The 12,862-nt window shown below is 47.4% G+C and carries 12 protein-coding genes and 1 pseudogene; all 13 read left to right on the forward strand.

Features of this window, described 5'->3' with window-relative positions:
- Nucleotides 1-6: 6 nt before the first annotated feature.
- The 13 genes and pseudogenes from FCL46_RS22910 (at nucleotide 7) to fabG (ending at nucleotide 12,722) form a co-directional block, all read left to right on the forward strand.
- Nucleotides 7-777 carry a lysophospholipid acyltransferase family protein gene (locus FCL46_RS22910; protein ID WP_167506006.1) on the forward strand — a complete coding sequence of 257 codons (771 nt, stop codon included), beginning with the start codon at nucleotides 7-9 and terminating at the stop codon, nucleotides 775-777.
- Nucleotides 774-2,093 (forward strand): phenylacetate--CoA ligase family protein, encoded by a 1,320-nt coding sequence (locus tag FCL46_RS22915; RefSeq protein ID WP_136809447.1) that lies wholly within the window; start codon nucleotides 774-776, stop codon nucleotides 2,091-2,093. Before FCL46_RS22910 ends, FCL46_RS22915 begins: the two co-directional genes overlap by 4 nt.
- Nucleotides 2,094-2,139: 46 nt before the next feature.
- Complete coding sequence (locus FCL46_RS22920) at nucleotides 2,140-3,189, forward strand: radical SAM/SPASM domain-containing protein (protein ID WP_136809449.1); 1,050 nt, start codon at nucleotides 2,140-2,142, stop codon at nucleotides 3,187-3,189.
- Between the two features lie 17 nt (nucleotides 3,190-3,206).
- Entirely contained in the window at nucleotides 3,207-3,743 is a 537-nt protein-coding gene (locus FCL46_RS22925; protein WP_136809450.1) for a beta-ketoacyl synthase N-terminal-like domain-containing protein, read from the forward strand.
- 5 nt (nucleotides 3,744-3,748) lie between these two features.
- Nucleotides 3,749-5,005 carry a B12-binding domain-containing radical SAM protein gene (locus FCL46_RS22930; protein ID WP_136809452.1) on the forward strand — a complete coding sequence of 419 codons (1,257 nt, stop codon included), beginning with the start codon at nucleotides 3,749-3,751 and terminating at the stop codon, nucleotides 5,003-5,005.
- A complete protein-coding gene (locus FCL46_RS22935) occupies nucleotides 4,993-6,357 on the forward strand; it encodes a lipid biosynthesis B12-binding/radical SAM protein (protein ID WP_136809453.1) in 1,365 nt (454 codons plus the stop codon). Before FCL46_RS22930 ends, FCL46_RS22935 begins: the two co-directional genes overlap by 13 nt.
- On the forward strand, nucleotides 6,324-7,589 hold the full coding sequence (locus FCL46_RS22940; RefSeq protein ID WP_228723268.1) for a DUF2062 domain-containing protein: 1,266 nt from the start codon (nucleotides 6,324-6,326) through the stop codon (nucleotides 7,587-7,589). The genes FCL46_RS22935 and FCL46_RS22940 overlap by 34 nt, the downstream gene beginning before the upstream one ends.
- Before the next feature lie 105 nt (nucleotides 7,590-7,694).
- Nucleotides 7,695-8,591 (forward strand): LpxL/LpxP family acyltransferase, encoded by an 897-nt coding sequence (locus FCL46_RS22945; RefSeq protein WP_136809454.1) that lies wholly within the window; start codon nucleotides 7,695-7,697, stop codon nucleotides 8,589-8,591.
- Nucleotides 8,592-8,785: 194 nt separating this feature from the next.
- Entirely contained in the window at nucleotides 8,786-9,040 is a 255-nt protein-coding gene (locus FCL46_RS22950) for a phosphopantetheine-binding protein (RefSeq protein ID WP_136809455.1), read from the forward strand.
- Between the two features lie 319 nt (nucleotides 9,041-9,359).
- Entirely contained in the window at nucleotides 9,360-9,797 is a 438-nt protein-coding gene (locus FCL46_RS22955; RefSeq protein WP_136809457.1) for an excinuclease ABC subunit A, read from the forward strand.
- 111 nt (nucleotides 9,798-9,908) lie between these two features.
- Nucleotides 9,909-10,943, forward strand: a pseudogene (locus tag FCL46_RS22960) (beta-ketoacyl-[acyl-carrier-protein] synthase family protein); the annotation flags it as partial.
- 203 nt (nucleotides 10,944-11,146) lie between these two features.
- Nucleotides 11,147-11,935: a beta-ketoacyl synthase N-terminal-like domain-containing protein gene (locus FCL46_RS22965; RefSeq protein ID WP_136809461.1), complete on the forward strand. Its 789-nt coding sequence runs from the start codon at nucleotides 11,147-11,149 to the stop codon at nucleotides 11,933-11,935.
- A 49-nt stretch (nucleotides 11,936-11,984) separates the two neighbouring features.
- Complete coding sequence (gene fabG, locus FCL46_RS22970; protein WP_136809462.1) at nucleotides 11,985-12,722, forward strand: 3-oxoacyl-ACP reductase FabG; 738 nt, start codon at nucleotides 11,985-11,987, stop codon at nucleotides 12,720-12,722.
- Nucleotides 12,723-12,862 lie beyond the last annotated feature (140 nt).

A 12,862-nucleotide genomic window follows, 5' to 3' on the forward strand; every position in this document is an offset into this window, starting at 1 on the left:
TATCTTTTGGCGAAGTTGCTTTTCAACATATATTTCGGAATTGCCTTCATACTGCTTACTGTTTTCGGACTCGCGATCTTACCTCTGATATTGTTGATAAACGGTCTCGTTCTACAAAGAGACCTTGCAACAGGCTTACGCAGATCTATTCGTTTTTACGGCTGGATCATCGTCTGCTGTATTCCGTTCAAAGAGCCGGTCAGAGTCGAATATAGCTCGGGAGAACCACCCGTCCCTGCTATTTTCGTAGCGAACCATAACTCTGCGATAGACCCATATCTTTTTGGAGCAGTAGCCCACGAAAACAGTTTTGTTACCTCATGGCCTTTTAAAATTCCGCTCTATAGTATTTTTATGAAGCTGGCGCAATACGCCAACTCTGCTGATGGCTGGGATGAGGTGAGTAAAAAATGTGCAGCCCTTCTTCAAGCAGGAAGTTCTGTGACCATTTGGCCTGAAGGTCATAGATCGCGTGATGGGAAGCTTGGGCGCTTTAAAAACGGTGCATTTGTTCTCGCGGCAGAAACAGGCCACCCGATCGTGCCGGTATGTATTCTTGGTTCGGGCGATGTTATGCCACCCGGCAGTAGAATGCTCACTCCGGGTAAAGTCAGGCTGGTCATTCTTGAACCTATTTTCCCCGAGCTGCATGAGGAAAAACAGACCAGAATACGTAATCTGCGAATTAAGTGTCACACAGCGATTTTACAATCATTAGAAGACCACGGTCATTTTCAGGTGAGCAATACCGAGCAGGAGCCACTCTTTAGTCCATGAATACAGAGCTTTATTCTCCATACCGCCTCGAGCAAGCGCTCAGGCTTCGGCAGGAATCTCCTGAGAACATCGCCCAGGAACAGTTGTTCCTTTTAAAGAAACATCTTGAGCATGCGCTCAACACACCTTTTTATCGCAAACTTTACGCCGGGAAAGATATCGCCATTGATTCGTTTGAAGACATTCGTGATATCTCGCAGCTCCCCTTTACAACCCGCCAGGATATTGACCTTTTCGGCGAGCAATTTGACAACAGTGATAAAACGCCTTTCAGGGATATAGCCCTTACCTCCGGAACCACAGGAGAACCGGTAATCGTCCCCTATACCGCTGCTGATCTCAAGAGGCTCGCGTTTAATGAAGCTGTTGCGTTTTATGGCGTCGGAGTCAGAGATAACGATGCGCTGCTACTTACCGTAACACTTGATCGCTGCTTTATTGCCGGGCTCGCCTACTATAGCGGGGCAACTACATTGGGTGCCTCAGCCATCAGGAGCGGTCCCGGACAACCAGCCCGACAGTGGCATATCATTGAAAAGCTGCAACCAGGCGTCATTGTCGGTGTACCCACCTTCCTGAAAGAACTTGCACTCTGGGGCTTGGATCATGGGATTGATGTACACAATTCGCCGATCCATTCTCTGGTTACTATTGGTGAATCGACTCGAAAAAACGATCTGACCCTTACATCACTTGGCAGTGAACTCGAAAAGTTATGGGGCGCGAAGACATTCTCATCCTATGGCGCAACTGAATTTGAAACCGCATTTTGTGAATGTCGTGCTTCAGCCGGAGGCCATATCCATCCGGAATTGATGATCGTTGAAATTGTCGATGATGCGGGCCACCTCATGCCCGATGGCGAAGCGGGAGAGATAGTGGTTACTCCAATGGGAGTAGAAGGATTCCCACTGATTCGTTTCAGGACAGGGGATATCGGCAGAATACATAGCACACCCTGTGATTGCGGCTGGAATACCAAGAGACTGGGCCCTGTTGAAGGGCGATTGGCCCAGCGCCTTAAATACAGAGGTACCACGCTATATCCTGAATCCATTTTTCATGCCCTGCAGGAATTGATGAGCGTGAAACATGCATACATTGAAGTTCGTTCAGCCGAGGGTGGCGGTGACGATATCACCGTTGTGGTGGGATCTGAAGACCCAGCTCTGGATGCTGAGCGCATAGAAGACAAATTACAGGCCCATTTACGGGTTCGCCCCAAAGTAACATATACCACGAACACAGAGGCTTGCGCAGTCATGACACAGGATGGAGGGCGCAAACCTGTTAAATTTTTTGATTACAGATCCTGATTAATCGTGGAATCTTTCTTTTTATTTTCAAGGGTAGTGAGCAGCAATGACGTGTTTAGGTGACCATCTGGGATCGGAATTTTCCCCGCAGGAAATTGCAGAGTGCAGAAACAGAAACGGACTATTATCGCTGGAACTCGAATTATCCAGAATATGTAATCTCCGATGCGTATACTGTTATGCGTCATCAGGAACCCCGCTTGAAAATGAAATTTCCCTAACCGAGATTGTAGATGTAATCGAACAGGCTGTCGGTCTCGGTGTGAAGAAGATCATCATTCTAGGTGGCGGTGAACCCCTTCTTTACCCGCATCTTTTTGAGGTTATCGACTTCATCAGAAGTAAAGGGCTTATTGCTGATCTTTTTACCAACGGCCTGACACTTACAGATGATGTTGCCAGAAGACTCTTTAAGCGTGATATTGGTGTTGTTCTGAAAATGAACAGCAGAAAAGAAGCAGTTCAGGACGCGCTAGCCGGAAAAGCCGGAACCCACGTAGCAATCAACAAGGCCCTGCAGGCCCTGCAGGATGCAGGATACCCAAGCGAAAAATGCTCTCTCGGTGTTGAAACCATTATCTGCGGCCCCAATTACCAAGAGCTACCGGATATATGGAGGTGGGCACGCGAACAGTCGATTGTGCCCTATGTTGAAGCAATGACCATGCAGGGACGAGCTAAGGATCACAGCAATCTTGAGGTCAATCCTGAACAAGTGAAATCCATGTTCGAGGAGCTGTCCCGCATTGACCGGGAAGAATTTCAGTGCGATTGGCAGCCTCATCCGCCGCTTGTAGCCTCGCAATGTGCACGTCATGAATACTCCTGCACCATCACCTCCATTGGTGATGTGCACCCCTGTCCGGGAGTGAGCGTCAGTACAGGTAACATTCGTGAAAGCAGTCTCGCCGATATCATCGCCAACAGCACAGTGATCCAGGACCTGCGGGATATACGGAATACAATCAAAGGGAAATGTGCCAGCTGCGAATTAAACAGTGAGTGCTATGGCTGTAGAGGCCATGCTTACCATGTATCCGGAGACTACCTCGCGGAAGACACATTGTGCTGGTTAAAGAAAAATTCTGAAACCTGATACCTTTTTGGAACATCATGCAAGACAATACAGAATCACACAACCTGATCCGTGATAATCACCCGATAGAGAATATCGTTGCGCTGCTTGGCTCTCTCCCCACACGTTGGGGGAGGATGACACCACTCAGTCGCCTGTTGATTATCGAGACAGCACGAGTCTTGCAGAAACGGAACATACTGACGCCAGGCCAGCGATTGAGTGATCAGAATAAAAACGTTGGTATGATTGGCGGTACAAGAAGAGGGTCCCTTCATACCGACCAGGCATTTGTTGAGACCATGAAAGAGGGTCCAGGCCTTGCAAGCCCGGCACTATTTGGCTACACGCTGGCAAATATCCCGTTAGCTGAAGCAGCTGTTGCCCATGGACTTACAGGACCTGTCTACGCAATTTTTGACACCCGCACACCTCTTGAAAGTGCAGAAAAGGAGGCTCAACGCCTTCTTGATCTACAGAACAACCTGGACCTGATGCTTGCCTGCGAATTTGACCATTACGAGCAAGATGGTCGGCACGAATTATCCGTAATCTTAACTGTTATAGAGCACTGAGTATAATGCAGAAAGTAACCCTGGTGTACCCGAAGTGGAATAAGATTCCCGAGCAGACTGAATTTCATCTTCCTCCTCACGGCCCGGTCTGTGTGGCGGCTTCTATCCCTGAACACTACGAAGTCACGTTTATAGACGAAAACGTTGATGAGATAGATTTCTCAGCCAATACCGATGTTGTGCTGCTCTCCATGATGCTCACCTGCCAGTTACCTCGCGGCAGAGAGATTGCAGGAAAATTCAGAGAACGTGGCATCCCTGTCGTTGCTGGAGGCATTTCAACCATGCTCCATGCTGAAGAGGTTGCTGGATTTGTCGACTCAGTCTTTCTGGGTGAGACCGAAAATGGCCGGATTGCAGGAGTTCTGGAAGATATTGAAAAAGGATCTCTTAAGCCAAAGTACGACTACTTTCATGATTTTCCTCCTATTGAGAGTGTTGGCCCGGCACGGCGTTCTATTTTAAACAGAGAGCGCTATGTGTATCGCGGTGTACCAATGGTAGACCTTGTTCATGCATCCCGCGGCTGCCGTTTCAACTGCTTTCCCTGTGCTACCGCATTTCTTGGTGGAAAACAGTTTCGTCCCCGTCCTGTTGAGCGGGTCGTTGAAGAAATAAACACTATTGATAACAACCGGCTCTTTCTGGTCGACAATTCCCTGGCTCAGGATAAAGACTGGGTTATGGAGCTTTTTGATGCGCTAATTCCGCTAAAAAAGAAATGGATCAGCCACCCTATTCTTGATGACGAAGAGGTTATTGCCAAGGCTGCCAAAGCTGGTTGCTGGTATGTTTACCAAGCGGTATTTGACACCTCCGATGTCATTCGGGATCGGGTAAAACGGCTTAAAGACCATGGTATTGGTGTAGAGGCAGCAGTTCTGCTGGGCACTGACAATCAGGATGCCGATTACATCAAGCGGCTTGTTGATTTCCTGTTGGAAATAGACATCGATATGGCGGAATTTTCTATTCTGACTCCATTTCCTCACACGCAGGTAACCGATACCTATGAAAAAGAAGGACGCATCCTGCATAAGGACTGGTCACGCTACACAACAGCAGAGGTTGTCTATCAACCAAAGAAAATGAGCCCAGCAACCCTGCAGGAAATGTATGCATACGCCTGGAAGGAATTTTATAGAGAGGTTCCGCAATCTCTGCGTATGTCCAGATTGTTCACCGACGTGGTACGAAGAGAAATGGCAGACGGCACCTATCGGTCCCTGAATCTTTCGGGACGAAGACGATGGAAGGAGTAAGTCCTTCTACAGACAGTGCTTCCTGCCTTGTTATCTCAGCAAACCAAGTAGTTACACCCTACCCCGTATATCCCCTCGGTAGCGCCTATGTTGCCGGGGCCTTACAACGTGGTGGTCACAGGGTGCACCACTTTGACATGCTGGCGGATGGTGGTTTACCGGCCCTTATTGAATTTCTGGAAGGCAGAACATTTGATCTGGTCGGCGTATCGATTCGTAATCTGGATTCAGTTGACAGTGCTGATCCTCAAGGTTACCTGAGCGATATTGTTACAACCATTGAATGTGTTCGAACACAGATATCAACAACTATCGTTCTGGGTGGACCTGCTTTTTCAATTATGCCGGATCAGCTGATGGATCTCCTTCAGGCCGATTTTGGTATAGTGGGTGAAGGCGAAGAGATCATGCCCTGGCTTGCCTCAGAAATAGCAGCAGGACGTAAACCTGAACAAAAAATATTTACAGCAAATTCTACAACCGGTGTCTGGTGTTCTTCCCCCCTTACTGCAAGCAGTGCTAAATATTACACTGACCATGGCGGAATGCTTAACGTCCAGACCAAAAGGGGTTGCCCGCACAGATGCAGTTATTGCTCATACCCGACCATTGAAGGCACCCGATTACGCTACCGCGATCCGCTCGAAATAGTTGATGAAGTGAAACGTTTACAATCTGATTCAGGGGCCAAATATCTGTTTTTTACAGACAGCGTATTTAATGACTCTGATGGACATTTTCGTGAGGTCGCTAACGCACTTATACAAAGCAGGAATAGCATGCCATGGTCTGCATATTTTAGACCGGACAATATAACCACCAGCGATCTTAAATTACTGAAAAAATCAGGTCTTGCTGCAATGGAGTTGGGTACAGATGCCGCCACAGACGAGACCCTTGAAGGCATAAACAAACGGTTTAGATTTGCTGACGTATTAGAATCCCATGAAAAAATTATAGAACAACAGATCCCCTGCGCACATTTTATTATGCTTGGTGGTCCAAACGAAAATGAGCATACTGTTGCCCGCGGCTTGAAAAACATCGAAAAACTGAGCAATAGTGTGGTGTTTGCATTTATCGGCATCCGGATTCTGCCTGGAACGGGGATTTTTAACAAGGCTGTAGACGATGGGATTATCGACCCGGATCAGTCACTTCTCGAACCAATATTTTATTATTCGCCACAGATATCCAGAGAAGAGATCGAAAACAGAGTAAGCGAATCGTTTTCAAACCGGATAGACCGGATATATCCATGCCATGAGTTTGAAGCACGTATTGCCATGTTGCATAAATTAGGGCAGGTCGGACCGCTATGGGATCTGATACTCCAGAAAAGACGACGATGAAGGGAAATCACACAAACGGCAGAGCGTTAAAAACGCTTGTGCTCATTCCGCTCTATAACCACGCTGACACAGTTGCAGAAGTGGTAAAGAAAGCTATTTCAGCTGGATATCCGGTTCTGGTTGTTGATGACGGCAGCACAGATAATGGCCTGATCAGTCTCAAAAACCTCGATTGCCAGACTATCATCCTACCAGAGAACCGCGGCAAGGGAGCAGCTATACTCGCAGGTGCCAGGTATGCTGCAGAAAATGGTTTTGAAGCTCTTGTTACACTTGATGCTGACGGCCAGCATAATCCACTTGAGGCAGAAGCACTTATCGCTGAAGCTGAACAGGGAACATGGCCGGCCATCATAATCGGCGCCAGAGAGATGACCCAGGAAACTGTTCCCGGATCAAGCCACTTTGGTAAGAATTTTTCAAACTTCTGGGTTCGTCTCGAATGCGGCCGCAGCTTGCCTGATACCCAGAGCGGTATGCGTTTATATCCAGTACAGGAACTTCTTTTACTGGATTTGCAACGTACCCGTTATGATTTTGAAATTGAGCTGCTGGTAAAAGCTGTCTGGGCAGGTGTAGACGCTAGAAGCGTATCAGTATCTGTGCATTATCCCCCAGCCGATGAGCGTATCAGCCATTTTAATAAACTGATCGACAACTGGCGCCTGACCCTCCTTCACACATCTCTGATATGTCGACGCCTTATGCCTCTGCCATACAAACAGGTGATTGCGAAGAAAAATACTACTGAACAGCCGCTGGTTGTAAAAAATCCCTGGCAGACACTGAAAAATATCTGCAAAGAAAGCTCTTCGCCTTTCTGGCTTGCAGTTGCTGTCTGGTTTGGTGTTTTTCTTGGAGCCCTGCCGCTCATCGCCTGCCATACCATCGCGATTATTTATGTGGCCTATCGTTTTCAGCTCAACAAAGTTGCCGCAGTTGCTGCCAGCCAGTTCTGCATGCCGCCGCTGGTTCCGGCCCTCTGTATAGAGGTAGGCTATTATCTCAGGAACGGAGAATTTCTCCTCGATCTTTCCTGGGACAGGTGGCTGCTGGAAATTCCCCAGAGACTTTGGGACTGGCTTCTCGGTTCACTTATAGTCGGGCCGGTTCTCGGTCTCGCCTTTGCGACACTAGTTTACTGGTTTAGTCGCAGATTCAGCATACGAACCGCTAGGAAGCTGTCCGACAATGGCCTTTTGCCCAAACTCTTCGCAATTTTCAAAAAATAATGCTTGCAATATCAAACATATGGCTGTGCTTATTTTTTGAAAATGTCTCGATTTTGACCAAAAATCCTATTCTCGGACAACCTCCTCGGCAGTTGGGATAATCACATGGCAGCCGGAAGCCCAATAAAACATAAGCTTGAGGCCCTTGGTCACTGGTTCTTTTATATCACCATGCGCTTTTTCGGGCACAGAGGTGGGTACATATTGCTGATACCTGTGATTTTCAGTTATGTGCTCTTCAGCCGGAAAATACACCAAACCGTAAGGCCGTATCTTAAAAGAAGGTTTCCTGAAGCCGGTCACTTGAAATACTGGGTGTACACGTTTAAAAATGTCTACTCCTTTGGCAAGGTACTGGTCGACAGGGGCTGGCTCGGTGTTAATAGAGATGCAGAATTTAATGGGGAACTTATCGGACGCGACTACCTTCTTGAATTGATAGCGAAAAAAAAGGGTGTTGTTTTACTGACCGCTCATCTAGGGAACTGGCAATCCGCTCTTGCCAACCTCAGATCTCTGCCCGTTAAAGTACACGCCCTGATGCAGTACGATCAACACGCTGCAGCGAAACACTTTTTCGACATCAATAAAGATGGCGAAAAACCGTTTGAAATTATTAATGTAAATGGCCCATTTGGTGGTCTTGTCGATGCCGCTGCCGCATTACAGCGGGGAGAAGTCGTTACTATAATGGGGGACAGATATGTTGCAGGCTCATTCTCCACTGTCGATTTTCTTGGTGATTCCGTACGACTGCCTGATTCGGCCTATGTGCTTGCGGCAACTGCCGAGGCTCCTGTTGTAGTTTTGCTCTCAGCCAAAACAGGAGCCGATTCGCATCAATTAAACGTCTGGGACAGCTTCTATCCCCGTTATGAAGATCGGGATAGACGCGCTGCGATGTTACAGGAGTGCTCACAACGTTTTTCAAAAGCTATTGAAAACTATCTCAAAAAGTATCCATTTCAATGGTATAACTTTTACGATTTTTGGAAACAGTAAGATTGATGAACTCGTAAAAAGCTCTTTCGAAGTTACAGATGGCTAAGTCAAAAAGTTCGATAAACGAGGCGTAGTGTTTTTCACAGGATCTCAACAATACATCTAGTATGTTGAGGGCCTTTGAAAAACCTACAACGAAGGAGATCGGTCTTTTTACAACGCCATCAAGATTTATTCTTTATATTAGGTGAAACATGGAAAAGACAAAGCTGCAGTTAAAAGAAATTCTCATCAATGATCTTAAGCTTCAAGGCATTACAGCCCAGGATATAAGCGATACCGAGCCTCTATTTGGAGACGGGCTTGGACTCGACTCTCTTGACGCTGTAGAACTGGTTGTACTTATCCAGAAGCATTTTGACGTACAGATCGCGGATATGGAAGAGGGGCAAAAAGCTTTTCAGTCCATTGAATGTCTGGCGAAATATATTCTGGATAAAAAAGCGTAATTCGTACGCTTAACAAAAGCCTGGATTGTTTCAATTTCAAGGCGGATGCTGATTTCAACAACCTGAATACACTACATATCTCGGAGTCTCGTGCCTCGCTTACCGGGAGTCTCGTGCCTCGCTTACCTGAGGATAAAAACGTGAGACCCACGATAAAATTTGGGAAATTGCCGGTTTTGGGTTGGGGACTATCTCGTATTTTTGACAATAGTCTGTAAAATGCCGATGTATTTCCATGTGATACCTGTTTGTTAATAACTATCAGTTCGAGTGGTTGATGTTTTTTTATCATTTTATTCAAACCAGTGTGAGGGAAAACATGACAAGAAGAATCGTATTGAGCAGTGTTTTAGCAGTATCGCTTTGTGCAACATCAGCTTTTGCGGCCGATGTTAAGAAACACCTTCCGATCGAGTCAACAAAAAAATACAGTTCTATCCAGAGCGTCTATGAGAGCGATATTGCTGTCTACTGGAAAGGACAGTCACATCCGAAGGTGAAAAAGAACCGGGGCACCTACAAGACCAGCAAAAGAACAAACGGCTTCATGAAAGAAAATGAGGCCTCTTGTGCGCATGCTCTGGCATCAGCGCTTATTGTCTTGCAGCAGCGAGCCCGGAAAGAAGGCGGCAACGCAGTTATTGATATCATTTCCAATGTACATAACATTGAAGAAGCCAGTGCAACTGAATATACCTGCCTGGTTGGTTCAATGATGGTCAATGTTGCCTTAAAAGGAACAGTTGCCACCTTATAATTTTTACTTCCCGCACAGATACCCTGCGAGGAAATTTTATGATCCGGTCATGGATGCGTTTATATCTCTATACCTATCCATGACCGATAACAGGCAAAAATATTAACACGCATGTCTACCCCGCCATTATCCCCAATCGCAGTTACCGGCTGCGGGTGTGTATCAGCTGCAGGTATAAATTGTGCCGCTGCAATGCAGACTATCCGTTCCGGTCTGGCTCAGAATACGCTCCTTTCCGATTCATTTTTCACAGCACCTTTTGCAGCCCCCTGCTTTCTGGTAAACGAACAGGCCACTGCTGACAACAGCATACTGGCCGGAATCGAGCCCGAAGTGGTACGCCGTCTAAACCGCACTATTCTGCTTGCACTCACAGCTATCGAGGAAGCGCTTTCACAGGCAGGAATACCACTCGATAAACTCAGGGAAAAGCGTGTCGGGATTGCACTGGGCACAACTGTCGGTTGCACGTTTCACAACGAAGAATACTATATCGACTGGAAAGCCGGCGGTGAACCGGATACTGCTCCGCTCCGCAACTACTTTGCATCTAATCTTGCTGAACGGATACAGTCGATTCTCGGAGTACAAGGGCCGCGTGTCGTAATTACCAACGCCTGCGCGTCCGGTACTGACGCTATCGGCTTAGCCAAAAGCTGGCTGGAATATGGTTTTTGTGATATTGCCATAGCCGGCGGAGCTGATGAAATTTCACGTATCGCCTGTCGTGGCTTCAAAAGCCTGATGCTGGTCTCAGAAAAGAGTTGTCAGCCATTTGATACAGACCGTCAGGGCTTAAACCTTGGTGAAGGGGCCGGCATTATGGTACTTGAGACAGTAAAACAGGCAAGTGCCGAACAGCGTAATATTCTCGGTGTAATACGAGGCTATGGTATCGGTGGTGATGCGCATCATCCTACCGCGCCCCATCCTCAAGGCAGAGGATTACAGCAGGCAGTCAGCCTTGCATTATCTGATGCTGCGGCCGGAATTGGTGACATTGCCATGATCAATGCCCACGGCACCGGGACACCGGCTAATGATAAAGCCGAGACTACCGCCATCAGTGAGATGGGTTTTGATGCCGGTATACTACCGGTCGTTTCCACCAAAGGCGCTACCGGACATACTTTGGGCGCTGCCGGAGGAATTGAAGCGGTTTTTACGCTTCTAGCCCTCAATGAAGGTAAACTCTCTGGTACAGTCGGCTGCGTACATCCAGACCCGACATTTGCATTTCCGGTTCTTAAGCAGGACCAGACAGCACAATTAAAAGGGCGCACAGGAATCAGTCAATCTCTTGCCTTCGGCGGCAGTAATAGCGCCCTGGTGATAGAGGGGAGTGGAAAATGAGGGTACAGATCACCAAACAGTATACGAATTTTCTCTCTCAACTGGCGACTCCACAGGAGCTCGCCCGAAATCTGCGTCGAGCTGATGATTTTATCAGGTTGGGAGTGGTTGCCGGCTATGAAACCATCCGACCGATACGGGAAACAAAGGAGATCACGGCTGAACGCTGCGGCTTGATTCTAGGTACATCATTTGGGCCGATGGAGACAAATTTCGATGTTCTTGATCAGGTGGTTAATGATCAACCGACGTCACCTATACTTTTTTCTCATTCAGTCTTTAATTCCACTGCCGGATATATGGCTACAAGCCTTGATATAAAGGGATGTGGTCTGACTGTAACGGATTTTGCATTCCCGTTCTTTCGAGCACTTGAACACGGGTATCTGACGATTGTAAGTGGCAGGCTCGACTGTTGTCTTGTCATACAGGTGGAGACATACAGCACGTTGCTCCAGGAGAGCAAAAATAGATTCTCTACAGAAAGTAAAAACAGCGAGTGGCCGGCTGGAGTTGTCTGCTGGCTGCTTGAAAATACTGATACCACCCAAGACAATAGATACTCTATTAAATCCTTGTCTATTGAATCCAGCACCAGTATGGATTGCGATTACCTCCCCTTTAAAGAGGAACTAACCGTGAATGCACATACGGCTGTGACTTCGGATCCCCTGGGCAGTTCAGTGCTTCTCACGGCAGCGATGAACGAACAACCTCAGCGTTCATCGCTTCAATGCAACATTACCGCTCCATACGGGGCAGTGAATATTCACCTGCATACATAACAATCACGATAAAACCCCATCACAATTACCGACTGACTTCAGGTCTTCCATGAGCAAAAACACCAGCAAAAAAACAGTATTCATCAGTGGCGGCAGCCGTGGAATCGGAGCAGGCATAGCCACACTGCTTGCATCCAGTGGTTACGATATCTGGCTTAATTATAAGTCTTCTGAAGACGCTGCTCAGGCAGTGAAAAAAGAGATCGAGGAACTAGGAAGCAACTGCACTCTGCTCCCCTTTGATGTTGCTGATGAACAGGCGGCACAGGATGCCCTCGAGCCGCTCTTGCACAATCACGTCCCGTTCGGCATGGTACACAATGCGGGAATAACACGAGATACCCTGCTGCCAATGATGCGGCGTGATGAATGGGATTCGGTTATCGATGTCCACCTGAACAGCTTTTTCATTCTTGGCCGGATATTCTCCAAGGCCATGCTGTCTCAGCGGCAAGGTCGGATCATCAGTATTGCTTCACTGTCCGGCGAGACCGGACAGGCAGGACAGGTCAACTATTCGGCTGCCAAAGCCGGGCTCATCGGAGCTTCCAAGGCTCTGGCCAGAGAGCTTGGCAAACGCAACATCTTAGTCAATGTCGTTTCTCCGGGGCTTATTGAAACAGAAATGATTGAGAAACTGCCACTGGATAAAATGCTACCGCTCATTCCGCTGGGCCGCGTCGGCACGGTAAAAGAAGTTGCAGGGATAGTGCGCTTTCTACTCAGTGAAGATGCTGGTTATATTACCGGGCAGGTTATCAGCGCCAACGGCGGCATGTACATGTAGTATGTACGTTGAGGGATAACTGAATAGTCATTAGAAAGTTATATGATTACCCTTCAATCTCAGCTTTGAAGTGTGAGGTGTATACGGAAATTTTAATGACTATCGTATCGTTGCGATACCAATACGTTGCATTGAGCTAA

The organism is Desulfosediminicola flagellatus (assembly GCF_005116655.2).
GTDB classification, from domain to species: domain Bacteria; phylum Desulfobacterota; class Desulfobulbia; order Desulfobulbales; family Desulfocapsaceae; genus Desulfopila; species Desulfopila flagellata.